The following is a 13,852-nucleotide window of genomic DNA, read 5'->3' as shown; positions in this document are numbered from 1 at the left end:
GCTCCGGCACCACCGCGCCCGGTTCGAGGGTCACGAGGGAAAACATCAGCTTCTCTCCCGACGCGATTTTCGCCGTCACTCCCGGCGCCAGCTGACGGGGCTTCATGTCTGAGGGGTTCCATATCCGGTACATCGTCTCTGCCTCCTGTTCCTCCCCGGGGAAGCGGGCGGATATTTTTTCCCGCGGTCCATCCATGGGAGTTGGGGTATTATAATCGCATCGGTTTCCCCGTCGTGCGCACAGGTCCGGCAACCATTCGGCAATGATTCCTTCGAGCAGGTTTCGGCAGGCACCTTCAGAAATTGATGAGGAGGGAAATGTAGCTTTTTCGCCGCGCAATATCCCTTCCGGGAAGCGGGAAAGGAGGCGCCCTTGGTGAAGCTGCTGGAAAAAGCTCCGGATGGCATCTCGAAAAGATGCCTGTCTTTTCTCCAGGACCTGCTGGGAGACCTCCATCCGCGCGATTTCGCCGTCCGGCTGTGGGACGGCGGCACCCTGGAGGAAGAGCCGGGGGAGCCCAGACGGTTTACGCTGGTCCTGAAGCACCCCGGCGCGATGCGTTCGCTGTTCCGGTCGCCCAGCGAACTCTCCCTGGGCGAGGCCTACCTGTACGATGACTTCGACATCGAGGGGGACATCGGGAGCGCCTTCGCCCTGGCGGACCACCTGGTTCGCCTGAGCCCGGGGATCGGCGAGCGCCTGCGATTCGCGCGGCGGCTCCTCAGCCTGCCCTCCCCGGACCGCGCGCGAGCCGTTCGCCCGTCGGAGCGGCTGCACGGCCTCCGCCATTCGAAACCACGGGACCGGCTGGCGGTGACCTACCACTACGACGTGTCCAACGCCTTCTATTCCCTCTGGCTGGACGGCCGGATGGTCTACTCCTGCGCCTATTTCGCATCGCCCGACGAGGACCTGGACGCCGCCCAGGAGCGGAAGCTCGACTACATCTGCCGCAAACTGAGGCTGCGCAGCGGCGAGCGCCTGCTGGATATCGGCTCCGGCTGGGGCGGACTGGTCCTTCACGCCGCGCTCCACTACGGCGTGGAGGCGGTCGGCATCACCTTGAGCCGCCCCCAGGCTACGCTTGCGAGCGAGCGAATCCGGGAGGCGGGCATGACAGGCCGTTGCCGGGTCGAGGTCTGCGACTACCGCGACGTCGACGAACCGGTGGTCTTCGACAAGCTGGTCAGCGTGGGGATGTTCGAGCACGTGGGGAAGTCCCGCCTGGCGGAGTATTTCCGGCGGGCCTTCCGACTGCTGTGTCCGGGCGGCCTCTTTCTGAACCACGGCATCGCCTGCAATCCGGCCTTTCCCCCGGTTCCCGGGCCGTCCTTCAGCGACCACTACGTCTTTCCGGACGGGGAGCTGCTGCCGATCAGCGACACGCTGAGCGCCGCGGAGGCGAACGGGTTCGAGGTGAGGGACGTGGAGAGCCTGCGGGAGCACTATGTCATCACGCTGCGGCACTGGGTGCGGCGCCTGGAAGCTCGACGCGAGGAGGCTTGCCGCGCCGCCGGTGAGATGGCCTACCGCCTGTGGCGGTTGTACATGGCCGGAGCGGCCCACAAGTTCCGAACGGGCCGGAACAACGTCTACCAGGTGCTCCTGGCCAAGCCCGACCGGGGGGCCAGCGGACTGCCGCTGACGAGGGCCGACTGGTACGCCTGAAGGCCGGGCGTCAGGATTCCGCCCTCCCCGGGGGATCCGGGAGCACATACCCCGCGTCGGGAATGACGAGCGGCGGAGGGAGCTCGCCCAGGTGGCGGCGCGCCTTCTCGACGGCCTCGTCGAGGGAAGCCGCGGGGGTCATCCCCATCCGCTCCACGTCCTCCGGGCGCAGGGAGGAGATCAGGATCACACGGCAGGCGTTCGCCTTGACGAAGGCGGCGTGCGCGGTCTGGCCGTAGATCTGGTAATTCGCGCGAAGCTCCCTCTCCATTTCCTCCGGGTCCGGGAACCGGAACCACGGGAAGAACTGCGGGCTTCCGAATCCCTCCGGGCACTCCGCAAGGAGGATCAGCGCACCCTCCCCCTCGAGGGCGGCGAAGGCCTGGTCCATCGCCTTGTGCGACTGGATGAAGTTGATGTCCTTCGGGAATCCTCCCGCCGAGGCGATGACGAGCGGGTACTTCCGCGGGAGGTGCACCCGGTAGACCTTGGCATACCGTGCGCACCCCTCCTCGTGCGCTTTCTGCCAGTGGCCGGTGACGGCGTCGAACAGCTTTTTCTCGGGGGTGAGGAGCGTGTTGACGAGGAACGAAGGGGGGACCATGGATACGGCTTCGAGGATGTCCTGGTGCACGGGGTTCCCGGCAAGGATCCCGGGGCGCGCGAGGGGGTGCTTCCCCGGGCCGTCGGTGCGGAAGATGCGAAAGTGGGTGGCTTCCGCGGTCTTGCGCCCCGCGCAGCCGGGGACCAAGGTTTTCCTGCCGCCGCCGAAGCCGGCGAAGTAGTGGAAGGAGATCGTGCCCGTCAGGACGATCCGGTCTTGCTCCATCAACGATCGGGATAACAGGACCGGCGTTCCGCACGACGTGGTCCCCACAAGCACCGTTTCTCCGTCCGGGTCCGACTGCTCCACGTGCACTCCGGAGGATATTTCGGGACCGACCACCGCCCGGAGCTCCTCCACCGAGAGCGCGCGGTGCGTCCCCCGGGCGACGAAGAGGGTGACCTTCTTCCGGGGGATCCCCGCCGCGTCCGTCTCCCGAAGGAGCGGTGTGAGGAATTTTTCCGTAGCGCTGTATCGGGTTACGTCCGAGATCGCGAAGGCGACGGATTCGCCGGGCTTGAGAATCTGCCGCAGAGGGAGGCAGCCGATGGGCCGCGCGATCCGCTGCTGGAGGAGCGCTTCCCAGGAGGGAGGCAGCAGGGGAGGGCGCGCCGAGAGAAGGTCGACGGTCCGAAAGACGCCGCCCAGGAGCGCCATCGTCCTGCGGCCGTAATTCAGGGAAATGGGACGTTTCACGACGGAGTCCGGAAGGCGCCGCACGGGGCTCATTTCTCTGCACCTCCGTCAGAAGGATCGTCCGGATGCCGGTGGAAGTGGTATACCTCGGGGTGCTCATGCTCGTGCTCGTGCCAGTAGTCCTCGTGCGCGTGGCGGTGGAGGTGGACGAGGTTGGCGGCCAGGAGCAGGGAGCGGTCCGAAAGGATCTGCTCGGGAGTGCCGGAAGCGAGGATCCGCCGGTCCTCTCCGAACACGATTACCCGCCGCGCGATGTCGGGTACGATGTGCAGGTCGTGTGTGGCCGTGATCACCGTCTTCCCCCGCGTTTCCATTTCCATGATGACGTCCACCAGCGCCCGGCTGCTCCGCGGGTCGAGCCCCGCCGTGGGCTCGTCGAGCAGGAGGATCTGCGGGTCCGTCACCAGAACGGAGGCAATGGCGACTTTTTTCTTCTCGCCCTCCGAAAGGGCGAAGGGGGGCCTGCCGGAGAGGCCGCGGAGCCCGAAGCGGTCGATCGCTTCCCGTACCTTCGAGTGTACCTCTTCCGGGGGGTCGTTCATCTGCAGCGGGCCGAAGGCGATCTCGTCCTCGACCGTCGGGTTGAACAGCTGGGCGTCCGGATTCTGGAAAAGAATGCCGATCTCCTTCCGGAAATACATCCCGAAGGGGTCGCGGGAGAGGAGGGGATCGGTAATCCTGCGGCCGAAGGCCTGGTAAGTTCCCTTCTGCGGAAAGATCAATCCCCCCAGAAGCTTGAGGAGGGTAGACTTTCCGCACCCGTTGGCTCCCAGCATCGCGATCCGCTCGCCGGAACCAACCGCCAGCGAAAGGCCGGAAAGCGCCGGGATCCCGTCGTAAGCGAAATGGACATCCTTCAATTCCAGGAGGGGCGGCGAAACCGTCTCCCGATCTTGCCGGGACGCATGCAGATCACGGGACGCATGCATATCAAAGGAGATGTGCACCGATACAGAATAACATGACGACGACGATGAACCCCCAATCCCTTGCCCCGAACCGAACTTCCCGCGGGAATTTCGCTTCCCCCGTGAAGCCCCGTGCTTTCATGGCTCCGCTGACTTCCTCCATCAGGTGGAGGCTTCTCTCCCAGGAGGCCGCGAGGCGTGAACCGGCCCATGCCTGCTCCGCCCTCACGGGCAGCCGGCAAACGGAGCGGCTCTTTTTGCCGAGGTGCATCTCTTCGGACTGCCGGAGAAGGGCATGGACGTATCGCACCGTCATCCCTCCCACCTGCAGGAAAAGGGGGGGGAGGCGCAGGAACCGGAGGGCGCGGAGAAGGTCGGTCCATCGGGTGGACAGGGTAAGCCACAGGACGGCTGCCACGGAGGGGAGGACGCGCAGGAGGAAGGTGGCTGCGGTCAGGAGTCCCTCCCGGGTGATCCCGACGACCTTGGGCAATGAATATGGGCCTATCGACCGTCCTTCGCCGATGGCAAGCAGCGGATAGACCACTGTCCCTTCGTAGAAAAGATTCAGCAAGGAGGGGGCCGACATCAACAGGGAAAAGAGCAACGCGAACAGGAAACCGGCGCCCAGGAATTCCCGGAGGCGGATGCGGGAGAGCGCGACGGCGGCCAGCGGCAAAACGGCATGTGCCTCGAGGGTGGGGAACCGCCGTGCGAAGCTTAAGCTGACAAGGAACGCAAGGGCGGCGAGAAGACGCGCCCGGGGATCGACCCTCTGCAGGATGCCGGGACGGCGGGCGGTTTCTTCGCGGAAAAAGGCGGTTGAAAAAAAGGAAGAGATTCCCCGCAGCGTCCTCTCGACGTGCCGGTTCCCGAGTGGTCGAAGACCTCGGGCGTCGACAAGATCCAGAAACTTCCGTTCCCGATCCATCACCTCCATGGTTGCCGCACCTTCCTTTTCCCGGCCAGCCACCGGCCCAGGAGCCAGGTTCCGCCGCCGCACAGAAGGATGCCCAGGAATCCGGACAGAATATAGAAGAGGCTCAGCCGGGGAAGGGGAGCGTTCTCCTGGCCGGGAATTGCGTAATCCGGCATCGGGGCTTTCCAGACCTCCGCCGTCTTTTTCATCCCTTGGGGTTCGTACCCGACCATCTCCCTGATCTCGTCCACGCCCCATTCCCCCCAGGCGGAACCGGCCTTCAGAATCCGGGGCAGGTACAGCCCGAGAGGTGACAGGAGCGCCATGACGATCAGTGCGACGAGGAATTTCCGGTATTCCCTGAATCCCCCGGTGCCGCTCATTTTGCGGTCTCCCCTCCGGCCGGCAGCAGCATCCATGCGGACCGCGACCGCTGCAGGTAATGGACCACGAGGCCGGTGACCAGCCCTTCGACTACCCCGAAAACAAAGAGATGCTGAACCATCATGGCTGGAAGCGCCACCGAGAGCGGGTACGGTGCGTAGAAGGCGCGGCCATCGGCCCCCGTGTGCAGAAGGGGCTGGATGCCGAACTCCATTGCTGCGGCGAATGCGGATGCGTTCAGGCCGAGCCACCCTGCAATTCCCGCCGCGATCGTTTTTCCCTTCCCGCGAGATAATCGGCCCACTTTGGAAAGCATCCTGTATGCGGAATATCCGGTAAAGGGCATGACGAAGGCGATGTTGATGCAGTTTGCGCCGATGGCTGTGATCCCGCCGTCGCCGAAGAGCAGGGCCTGCATGACCAGTGCGATGCTGATCGAAAGAAACGCTCCCCACGGCCCCACGGCGATGGCGATCAGGACCCCCCCCACCGCGTGCCCCGTGGTCGCTCCGGGCAGGGGGATGTTGAACATCATGACGAGGAAAGCGAACGCCGCCGAGATTGCCAGGAGCGGCACCCTGCGCGCATCGAGGGACTGGCGGATCTTCCGCGCCGCCAGGGCCCACAGGGGCGCGCAGATCGCATAGCCGGCGATGTAGGTGGGCGGTCCGAGGTATCCATCCGGGATGTGCATGGGGTTCTCCTGCTACCTGGATTCGGAAGGGCCTTGTCCTTCGGGATCTTTTATCGGGTCTTTGCCCGACGCCATAAGGTCTCCCCTTGAACGAATGATATTACGATATTAAAAATCGTGCTACTCCCTGGCAAAAAAATCACGTCAGCGCCTTCCCCTCCGCCGTGGCGGAGAATGTCCCGTGCTTGACGCCCCGGGTTCCGATGAGCCGGTCGGCGATCGCCTTCAGGTTGGTGGCTTTTCCCCGTACCACGAGGACTTCCAGGCAGTGGTGGGCGTCCAGGTGGACATGAAGCGTGGAGACGATCTCCTTGTAGTGTGCGTGCTGGAGGTCGTTCAGCCGGTCGGCCAGTTCCCGTGTTTCGTGGTTGTACACGAGCGTGATCGTGCCCACCGCTTCATCGGCGCCCATCTCCCACTGTTCCCGGACCAGGCTCTCCCGGATCAGGTCCCGGATCGCCTCGGAGCGGTTGGCGTACCCTTTCCGCTCGATCAGGCGGTCGAACCGTCTCAGGAGTTTTTCCTCCAGCGATACGCCGAACCGGGTGATGCCGGCCATTGCCCCTTTTCCCCCTTCCTGATCCTTGGTGGCACAATAATATATTACGTGCCACTAATCAAGGGGAGCGGTCGACGTCATTGGCCGAGCTTTTCGGGGACCGGGAACGCGCGCCCGCAATGGGGGCAGAGGATGCTCTCGCCTGGCTGCCAGGGCCTTGCCTCCTTCTTCGCAGTCGCGCACGCCGCAAGCAGGACCACCATCGTCAAGAGAAGAACCGCAAAGCCACGTTTCATCTTCCATGCCTCCCGCCGGATTCCCCACCATACTATAATGCCGGAGAAAGGATGCAAGCGCAGTACGCGGGGAGGCGCGATGGAGAACAGGGAGTTGTTGGAATTCGCGGAGGACGTGGCGAAGGGTGCGGGCGAGATCCTGCGCCGGAACTACGGACGCAAACAGTCGATCCGCTACAAGGGGGAGATCAACCTGGTGACCGAGGTGGACCGCCAGTCGGAGGCGTACATCGTGGAGAGGATCCGGTCCTCCTTCCCCGACCACGGCATTCTCTCGGAGGAAACCCCGGAGATCCTGTCCTCATCGTCCTACCGGTGGATCGTGGATCCCCTCGACGGGACGACCAATTACGCGCACAACTACCCCTGTTTCTGCGTCTCGATCGCGGTGGAGGGGAACGGAGAGGCGCTGGCGGGAGCGGTGTTCGACCCTCTTCTCTCGGAGCTGTTCACGGCGACACCCGGGGGAGGGGCGTTCCGCAACGGCGAGCGGATCGCCGTATCCGCCACGGAAAACCTGCGCCAGTCCTTGCTTGCGACCGGGTTCGCCTATGACGTGAAGACGTCCGCCGACACCAACCTGGAATATTTCCGCGAGTTCGTTTTCACGGGGCAGGCGATCCGTCGCGACGGGTCGGCGGCGCTGGACATGTGCTACCTCGCCTGCGGGAGGTTCGACGGGTTCTGGGAACTGAAGCTGAAGCCATGGGACACGGCGGCGGGTCTTCTGATTCTTATGGAGGCCGGAGGCGTGGCGACCCGCCTCGACGGGTCGCCCTATGACATCCACCAGCCCGATATCCTCGCATCCAACGGGCGGATCCACGAGCAGATGCTGGCGGTGGTCCGGCGTGCCCGGGGGGACATTCGTGAACTCGGGTCTTGAGTTGAATGAGTGTTCCCCCCCGGGGCACCCGCGCGCCCCCCTTCGCTGCGTTACTTCTTTATCCCCTCCACAAGCGTCATGCCGTACTTGTCGTGCTGGAACGGATGGACCGTCGGGAACTTCGCGAAGAGCCATCCGTGGAAGATCTCCTTCTGGTTCTGGAAGACCTCGATCTGGGCCGCCGGGTTCTCCAGGTTGTTGGAGCTGGAGGTGATCGAGTCGGCCGCCATCGAGAAGTGAGGCAGGAACTCGCCCGTCTTGAGGACAAGGTCGGAATCGGGGACCTTGAACTCCGAGTTCAGGGGCACCGTGAACTGCTTCCTGGACTTCTTTTCCTTGTACTCCACCTCGATCTTGACGGCCTTCCAAGTTCCCTTCACCGCATCCGGGACGACCACCTTCTTTTCCGGACCCCCGCCCATCGGGGGCATGGCACCGAACTGGCCGGGCATCCCCTGGCCGGGCATCGGCGGCGGGGGAGGCGGCGGCTCCTTTTTCTTGCAGGCGGCCATGGCAAGGGTGAACATCAGCAGGGCTGCGGTCAGCAAGGCGGCTCTCTTCATCGTTCCTCCTCTTTCTTTCCGTCCTTTCACGGTTTGAAAGTCCGGGCGGTAATAACCATGGCGGGGGACACTGCTCAACCTGGAACTCGATAAAACCGGGAATGTCCCCCATGTGGCGGAGAGGGAGGGATTCGCCCGTCGAGGCTCCGGCGATCCCGCCTTTACCCCTCCGCAATTCTGTAGCGGGGAACCTCAGGGAGCGAACTTATTCCGGGAGTGGGGCCGCCCTCCCTGCCGCCTCGCCCGCCTGCCGCGCTCCCAAGGTCGCGCTTATCCTCCCTGATCGGCGGCTCACGCTCACAATATTCCAGGTGTCGCTGCGCCGCCCGCCTCGGGACCTGCCGCGCTCGCCGTCGCTCGCGCTTTCCCTCCCTATTCGGTCGGCGGTCCCTCGGACTCGGATCCTGCCAGAACCATACCCGAGGCAGCATCCTCGTCGGCGGCGGGCTCGGGTTCGAATCCCCAATTCTCCGATTGCAAACATCCTGGCGGAGAGGGAGGGATTCGAACCCTCGAGGCGGGGTTAAGCCGCCTACGCGATTTCCAGTCGCGTTCCTTCGGCCAGCTCGGACACCTCTCCGCGAACCTCCTGGCAATGCCAAAAAGGGCAGCCGGTTCGAATCCCCAATTCTCCGATTGTCAAACATCCTGGCGGAGAGGGAGGGATTCGAACCCTCGGTACGGTTTTACCCGTACAACCGCTTAGCAGGCGGTTGCCTTCAGCCGACTCGGCCACCTCTCCGATCCATCGGTGACATTCCTGCCTCATCTCCGGGATGCGGGAGAGTATTGTCCCCGCTCATCCTGGCGGAGGGAGTAGGATTCGCCCGATGAGGCTTCGGCGATCTCGCCATCGCCTTCCCGGTCGCCTCGCCCGCCTGCCGCGCTCCACAAGGTCGCGCTTATCCTCCCTGATCGGTCGGCGGCGGGCTCGGGTTCGAATCCCCAATTCTCCGATTGCAAACATCCTGGCGGAGAGGGAGGGATTCGAACCCTCGAGGCGGGGTTAAGCCGCCTACGCGATTTCCAGTCGCGTTCCTTCGGCCAGCTCGGACACCTCTCCGCGAACCTCCTGGCAATGCCAAAAAGGGCAGCCGGTTCGAATCCCCAATTCTCCGATTGTCAAACATCCTGGCGGAGAGGGAGGGATTCGAACCCTCGGTACGGTTTTACCCGTACAACCGCTTAGCAGGCGGTTGCCTTCAGCCGACTCGGCCACCTCTCCGATCCATCGGTGACATTCCTGCCTCATCTCCGGGATGCGGGAGAGTATTGTCCCCGCTCATCCTGGCGGAGGGAGTAGGATTCGAACCTACGGAGCGTTTCCGCTCAGCGGTTTTCAAGACCGCCGCCTTCAGCCGCTCGGCCATCCCTCCCGGAACCTTGTATTTATACCAGAATACCCCCGCGGTTTGACAGAAAAAACGGCTCGGAAATTGGAAATCGGTGGACTATATGGTACAAGGAAAGGTACCCGGGAAACAGTTTGCATCGCGAAAAAGGCGGATTATCCAATGAAATTCATCGATCTGCAGAGCCAATTCGCGGCTTATGAGGCCGACATCCGCGCCGGAATGGACGAGGTGCTCCGCAGTTCCCAGTTCATCCTGGGACCCAAGGGGGCCGAACTGGAGCGCGGTCTGGCCTCTTACGTGGGAGTCCGGCACGCCTTCGGCTGCTCCTCCGGAACCGATGCTCTCCTGCTCGCGCTGATGGCGCACGGGGTGGGTCCCGGGGACGAGATCATCACGACGCCCTTCACCTTCATCGCGACAGCCGAGGTGGTCGCGCTCGCTGGCGCCACGCCGGTCTTCGTCGACATCGAGCCTCTGACTTACAACATCGACCCCCGGAAGGTCGAGGAGGTGTTGACGAAGAAGACGCGCGGCATCATCGCGGTCAGCCTCTACGGGCAGTGCGCGGACATCGAGGCCCTGCTCAAGATCGCATCGGAGTACGGTCTCTTCCTCGTCGAGGACGGCTGCCAGTCGTTCGGGGCCACGCGCAACGGGACGAGATCCTGCGGGTTTCCGCACGTGGGGACGACCTCCTTCTTCCCTTCCAAGCCGCTCGGCTGCTACGGGGACGGAGGCATGGTGTTCACCTCGGACGACAGGATTGCGGACCGGATCGCGGGCCTGCGCAACCACGGCCAGTGGGAGCGGTACCGGCACAGGGCGATCGGCATCAACGGGCGGCTCGACGAGATCCAGGCTGCTGTGCTCCTGGCCAAGTTCCCCCATTTCCCCGCGGAGGTGGAGCGCCGCGCCGAAGCGGGTGCGTACTATTCGAAAGCCCTGGGGGATGTCGTCACCGTTCCGGCAATCGTGCCCGGGAACACGCATGTCTACGCGCAGTATTCGATCCGGACCCCGCGCAGGGACGAGCTCGCGGCGCATCTGAACGAGAACGGCATACCCACGGCCGTTCATTACCCGATCCCTCTGCACCGGCAGGAGGCCTTCTCCGGACTGGGGTACGGGGAGGGTGATTTCCCCGTGGCCTCCGCCGTCTCCCGGGAGATCCTCTCGCTGCCGATGTCGGCGTTTCTCTCCCGGAAGGACCAGGACGAGGTCATCCGGCAGGTACGCCGGTTCTTCGGGGGATGATATTCTGTTTTCGTGCTATTCGGGATGAAGAAGGGCCTGCCGAAACCGCTCCTCGTGCGTGCCGTCAACTGGCTTGGAGACGCGGTTCTGACCACCCCGGCTTTGGGCGCGGTGCGGGCCGCTTTCCCCGGGTCCCGGATCCTCCTGGCCGCAAAGCCCCTGGTCGCCGAGTTGTTCCGCCATCATCCCGACATCGACGAAATCCTCGTATACGAAAAGGAAGGCAAACACGCCGGGGCGGCCGGGATGCTGCGGATGGCGGCAGAGCTTCGCCGCAGAGACATCACAACGGCGATACTGTTTCAGAACGCCTTCGACGCGGCGCTTCTGGCCTTCCTTGCCGGCATTCCCGACCGGGCGGGGTATGCAACCGATGGAAGGCGCATGCTCCTTTCCCGGGCCGTACCCGCGACCGAGGAGGTACTCCGCATGCACCACGCGGAGTATTACCTCCACCTGGTTTCGGAATTGGGAATCCCCAGGCCGGCGAACCCGGCGATGCGCCTGCAGGTGAGCGGTGAGGAACGGGACGCCATGGTGGCGCGACTATCCTCGCTGGGAGTTCCGAAGGGGAGCAGAATCCTCGGAATCAATCCGGGCGCGACATACGGATCGGCGAAACGCTGGTTTCCCGACCGGTTCGCCGCCGCGGCCGACGCCCTTTCGGAGGAGTGGGACGCCTCCGTCTTGCTGATGGGGTCGTCCCCCGAGATGCCCCTGTCCGCCGAGATCGAGGCGGCCATGCGGCGCAGGCCGGTGAACCTCGCGGGAAAGACGACCGTGCGCGAGCTTATGGCTTTGCTTTCCCTCTGCGGATTCCTCGTCACCAACGACTCCGGGCCGATGCACATCGCGGCGGCGCTTGGGACCCCGCTCGTGGCGATCTTTGGGCCGACGGACTGGCGCACCACTTCCCCGTGGACCCGCACGGCGAAGATCGTCCGCGTGGACATGGACTGCTCCCCATGCATGCGGAGGGAGTGCGACCGGGGGCACGAGTGCATGCTGGGAATCACGGCGGACATGGTGGTTGACGCCGCGCGCGGCCTGATGGCGGAGAGTTCACGTGAGGCCACCTGAATTTCAACGGATATTGATCGTGAAGCTTTCGGCGCTGGGAGACGTTGCGCACGCGCTCCCCGTGATCGATTACCTGGGGCGGGTCGCCCCCGCGGCTTGGATCGACTGGGCGGTCGACCGGCGGTTCGCTGGCCTGCTCGAAGGGAACCCCGGGCTTCGCCGGGTGGTATCGCTCGATCTCAAGCGGTGGAAACAGGGGTGGAGCACGGCGGCGGCGCGGCGGGAGGCATCGGCGGCGGTGCGAGGCCTTCGCGAGGGAAAGTACGACGTCGCCTTCGATCTCCAGGGGAACGCCAAGAGCGGGGTAGTCACCCGTCTCTCCGCCGCCCCCCTGCGATACGGGTTCGACCGGGACGGAGCGCGCGAGGTGCCCAACCTCCTCTTCACGAACCGCAAGGTTGCACTTCGGCCGGAGGATCGGCACATCAGCCAGAAGCTCCTCCGGATCGTGAGCGCCCCCTTCGGCGGGGAGTTCGACCTGTCCGACCTCCGGTCCGAATTCGTTATCACGGAGGCGCAGATGCGGCACGCGGCAGAGGTCCTCGGGGAGATCTTCCCGGAGGCCGCACCCCTCGTTGTCGTGCACGCGGGGACCACGTGGCGCACCAAGCGGATGGATCCCGTTTTCTGGGCGGAGGCTCTGGGTGTCTTGCGGAAACGCTACCCGCGGATGGGGGCCTTCCTGTCGTGGGGGAACGAGGAAGAGCGCCGCGAGGCGGAAGAGATCCGTAACCACGCGGGGAGGGGGGTGGAACTGCTTCCGAAGCTGACCCTCGGGGAGCTCGCCGCCGTGTACCGGAAGTGCGGCTGTCTCATGGCCCCGGACACCGGCCCCCTGCACGTGGCCGCCGCGGTTGGGGCGAAGACCGTCTCCGTCTTCCGGGTCACCGACGGGAACCGGAACGCCCCGTTCGGCTCCAACCACCGGTTCCTCCAGGCACCGATGCCCTGCACGGCGTGCCTGAGGAAACGGTGCGCCATGGACGCCGAATGCCGGCGGAGCATCTCCGCGGAGGCGGTGGCGGAAGCGATGGCGGATCTGATGGGGGTCCGTTAAGAATCCATCTCCAACCTTGGGGAGGAATCATGTTGAAGAAAATCAAGAACCGGTTGACGGATCTTGAAACAGCGGTCTCTGTGCTCGTTAATTCCCCCACGTTTCAACCAGGAGAAGGTGGCGGTTTCAACGGATTGGCGGGAAGAAAGAGGATTTTCGAAGAGGTGCTGAAGAAATACCGGTTTTCTTGCATCATCGAGACGGGAACGCATAATGGTGAAACCACAGGATATCTGTCTGTGAGGTCCAAATTGCCCGTTTATTCCTCTGAAATAAATAAAAATATGTACTTGTTGGCGAGGATGAGACTGAAAAACATTTCCGGAATATATTTATATCATTCCGATTCAAGGGCATTTATTAAAGAGTTGAGCAACAATCCTGAAATAGTTCAAAGTGAAGTTTTCTTCTATTTGGACGCCCATTGGGGGAACGATTGTCCGCTTGTGGAAGAAATAGAGCAGATCGCTTCCCGGTGGGAAAAATTTGTAATAATCGTAGACGATTTTCAGGTTCCCGGTGATGATGGATACGGATACGACCGGTACAGCGCCTTTCGGAAAATGAATATTTCCCTCATCCGTTCTACAATGAAAAAACACGAGTTGTGCGCATTTTTCCCGACCATTCCTTCGGCGGAGGAAAGTGTTCAGCCGAAACCGAGAGGGTTTGTCCTCTTGACTCGAGACCATGAATACGCGGATTCACTGGAAACGATTTCCTTGCTAAGAAGACACAAGGTGAAATGAGAACCGGGGAGCGTATGGGAAGAGCAATTCGGATCCTCGTCGTCTTCGGCACCCGTCCGGAAGCCATCAAGATGGCTCCCGTCGTGAACGCACTGCGGGAGCAAAGCGATCGTTTTTCGTGCCGGGTGTGCGTGACAGCACAGCACCGGGAGATGCTCGACCAGGTGCTGGATCTGTTTTCCATCCGTCCGGACCACGACCTGGACATCATGCGGCAGGGGCAGGAGCTCCACGACGTG

General features: G+C 63.3%; 13 protein-coding genes, 5 tRNA genes and 2 pseudogenes. 7 read left to right on the top strand and 13 right to left on the bottom strand.

All coding sequences use genetic code 11. The annotated features are described in order from the left end of the window. Positions 1-196 (bottom strand): annotated as a pseudogene (locus tag A2Z13_00360) (hypothetical protein). A 186-nt stretch (positions 197-382) separates the two neighbouring features. On the opposite strand from A2Z13_00360, the gene A2Z13_00355 reads away from it, so the two are divergent. Beyond that, complete coding sequence (locus tag A2Z13_00355) at positions 383-1,669, top strand: cyclopropane-fatty-acyl-phospholipid synthase (protein ID OGP76161.1); 1,287 nt, start codon at positions 383-385, stop codon at positions 1,667-1,669. 10 nt (positions 1,670-1,679) lie between these two features. Here A2Z13_00355 and A2Z13_00350 read toward each other — a convergent pair whose 3' ends face one another. The 6 genes from A2Z13_00350 to A2Z13_00325 all read right to left on the bottom strand — a co-directional run bounded on the left by A2Z13_00350 (position 1,680) and on the right by A2Z13_00325 (position 6,433). Beyond that, positions 1,680-2,930: a hypothetical protein gene (locus A2Z13_00350; GenBank protein OGP76160.1), complete on the bottom strand. Its 1,251-nt coding sequence runs from the start codon at positions 2,928-2,930 to the stop codon at positions 1,680-1,682. A 68-nt stretch (positions 2,931-2,998) separates the two neighbouring features. Beyond that, positions 2,999-3,898, bottom strand: coding sequence for a hypothetical protein (locus A2Z13_00345; protein ID OGP76159.1), 900 nt, complete (start codon positions 3,896-3,898; stop codon positions 2,999-3,001). Between the two features lies 1 nt (position 3,899). After that, positions 3,900-4,817: a hypothetical protein gene (locus A2Z13_00340; protein OGP76158.1), complete on the bottom strand. Its 918-nt coding sequence runs from the start codon at positions 4,815-4,817 to the stop codon at positions 3,900-3,902. Beyond that, positions 4,808-5,179 (bottom strand): hypothetical protein, encoded by a 372-nt coding sequence (locus A2Z13_00335; GenBank protein ID OGP76157.1) that lies wholly within the window; start codon positions 5,177-5,179, stop codon positions 4,808-4,810. Before A2Z13_00335 ends, A2Z13_00340 begins: the two co-directional genes overlap by 10 nt. Then, positions 5,176-5,874 (bottom strand): cobalamin biosynthesis protein CbiM, encoded by a 699-nt coding sequence (locus A2Z13_00330; GenBank protein ID OGP76156.1) that lies wholly within the window; start codon positions 5,872-5,874, stop codon positions 5,176-5,178. The genes A2Z13_00335 and A2Z13_00330 overlap by 4 nt, the downstream gene beginning before the upstream one ends. Positions 5,875-6,013: 139 nt before the next feature. Continuing rightward, positions 6,014-6,433 carry a nickel-responsive regulator gene (locus tag A2Z13_00325; protein OGP76155.1) on the bottom strand — a complete coding sequence of 140 codons (420 nt, stop codon included), beginning with the start codon at positions 6,431-6,433 and terminating at the stop codon, positions 6,014-6,016. Between the two features lie 315 nt (positions 6,434-6,748). Here A2Z13_00325 and A2Z13_00320 point away from each other — a divergent pair, with 315 nt between their 5' ends. Next, positions 6,749-7,555: an inositol monophosphatase gene (locus A2Z13_00320; GenBank protein ID OGP76154.1), complete on the top strand. Its 807-nt coding sequence runs from the start codon at positions 6,749-6,751 to the stop codon at positions 7,553-7,555. A gap of 50 nt (positions 7,556-7,605) precedes the next feature. On the opposite strand, the gene A2Z13_00315 is transcribed toward A2Z13_00320, so the two are convergent. The 6 genes from A2Z13_00315 to A2Z13_00290 form a co-directional block, all read right to left on the bottom strand. Next, a complete protein-coding gene (locus A2Z13_00315) occupies positions 7,606-8,118 on the bottom strand; it encodes a hypothetical protein (protein ID OGP76153.1) in 513 nt (170 codons plus the stop codon). 486 nt (positions 8,119-8,604) lie between these two features. Beyond that, positions 8,605-8,698, bottom strand: a tRNA-Ser gene (locus A2Z13_00310). Between the two features lie 69 nt (positions 8,699-8,767). Continuing rightward, positions 8,768-8,860 (bottom strand) — tRNA-Ser (locus A2Z13_00305). A gap of 227 nt (positions 8,861-9,087) precedes the next feature. Then, a tRNA-Ser gene (locus A2Z13_00300) sits at positions 9,088-9,181 on the bottom strand. Positions 9,182-9,250: 69 nt separating this feature from the next. Further along, positions 9,251-9,343, bottom strand: a tRNA-Ser gene (locus A2Z13_00295). Between the two features lie 63 nt (positions 9,344-9,406). Next, positions 9,407-9,494: transfer RNA gene (locus A2Z13_00290), tRNA-Ser, on the bottom strand. A gap of 138 nt (positions 9,495-9,632) precedes the next feature. On the opposite strand from A2Z13_00290, the gene A2Z13_00285 reads away from it, so the two are divergent. From A2Z13_00285 to A2Z13_00265, 5 genes and pseudogenes are all read left to right on the top strand, one after another. Continuing rightward, a complete protein-coding gene (locus tag A2Z13_00285) occupies positions 9,633-10,727 on the top strand; it encodes an aminotransferase DegT (protein ID OGP76152.1) in 1,095 nt (364 codons plus the stop codon). A 24-nt stretch (positions 10,728-10,751) separates the two neighbouring features. Beyond that, positions 10,752-11,807: a lipopolysaccharide heptosyltransferase II gene (locus A2Z13_00280; protein OGP76151.1), complete on the top strand. Its 1,056-nt coding sequence runs from the start codon at positions 10,752-10,754 to the stop codon at positions 11,805-11,807. Further along, a complete protein-coding gene (locus A2Z13_00275; protein OGP76150.1) occupies positions 11,794-12,864 on the top strand; it encodes a lipopolysaccharide heptosyltransferase I in 1,071 nt (356 codons plus the stop codon). The genes A2Z13_00280 and A2Z13_00275 overlap by 14 nt, the downstream gene beginning before the upstream one ends. A 29-nt stretch (positions 12,865-12,893) precedes the next feature. Continuing rightward, positions 12,894-13,613 (top strand): hypothetical protein, encoded by a 720-nt coding sequence (locus A2Z13_00270; protein ID OGP76149.1) that lies wholly within the window; start codon positions 12,894-12,896, stop codon positions 13,611-13,613. Between the two features lie 14 nt (positions 13,614-13,627). Then, positions 13,628-13,852, top strand: a pseudogene (locus tag A2Z13_00265) (UDP-N-acetyl glucosamine 2-epimerase).

This window comes from Deltaproteobacteria bacterium RBG_16_64_85, assembly GCA_001798885.1.
Classification (GTDB): Bacteria; Desulfobacterota; Deferrimicrobia; order Deferrimicrobiales; family Deferrimicrobiaceae; genus FEB-35.
Note: the sequence above shows the minus strand (reverse complement) of the source record. Positions and strands in the feature narration are given on the sequence as shown.

Excerpts from the sequence above, each read along its gene's own strand:
- A2Z13_00335 (OGP76157.1), bottom strand. The coding sequence starts at position 5,179 with ATGAGCGGCACCGGGGGATTCAGGGAATACCGGAAATTCCTCGTCGCA.
- A2Z13_00270 (OGP76149.1), top strand. The coding sequence starts at position 12,894 with ATGTTGAAGAAAATCAAGAACCGGTTGACGGATCTTGAAACAGCGGTC.
- A2Z13_00285 (OGP76152.1), top strand. The coding sequence starts at position 9,633 with ATGAAATTCATCGATCTGCAGAGCCAATTCGCGGCTTATGAGGCCGAC.
- A2Z13_00350 (OGP76160.1), bottom strand. The coding sequence starts at position 2,930 with ATGGCGCTCCTGGGCGGCGTCTTTCGGACCGTCGACCTTCTCTCGGCG.
- A2Z13_00330 (OGP76156.1), bottom strand. The coding sequence starts at position 5,874 with ATGCACATCCCGGATGGATACCTCGGACCGCCCACCTACATCGCCGGC.
- A2Z13_00340 (OGP76158.1), bottom strand. The coding sequence starts at position 4,817 with ATGGAGGTGATGGATCGGGAACGGAAGTTTCTGGATCTTGTCGACGCC.
- A2Z13_00320 (OGP76154.1), top strand. The coding sequence starts at position 6,749 with ATGGAGAACAGGGAGTTGTTGGAATTCGCGGAGGACGTGGCGAAGGGT.
- A2Z13_00345 (OGP76159.1), bottom strand. The coding sequence starts at position 3,898 with ATGCATGCGTCCCGTGATCTGCATGCGTCCCGGCAAGATCGGGAGACG.
- A2Z13_00325 (OGP76155.1), bottom strand. The coding sequence starts at position 6,433 with ATGGCCGGCATCACCCGGTTCGGCGTATCGCTGGAGGAAAAACTCCTG.
- A2Z13_00315 (OGP76153.1), bottom strand. The coding sequence starts at position 8,118 with ATGAAGAGAGCCGCCTTGCTGACCGCAGCCCTGCTGATGTTCACCCTT.
- A2Z13_00280 (OGP76151.1), top strand. The coding sequence starts at position 10,752 with ATGAAGAAGGGCCTGCCGAAACCGCTCCTCGTGCGTGCCGTCAACTGG.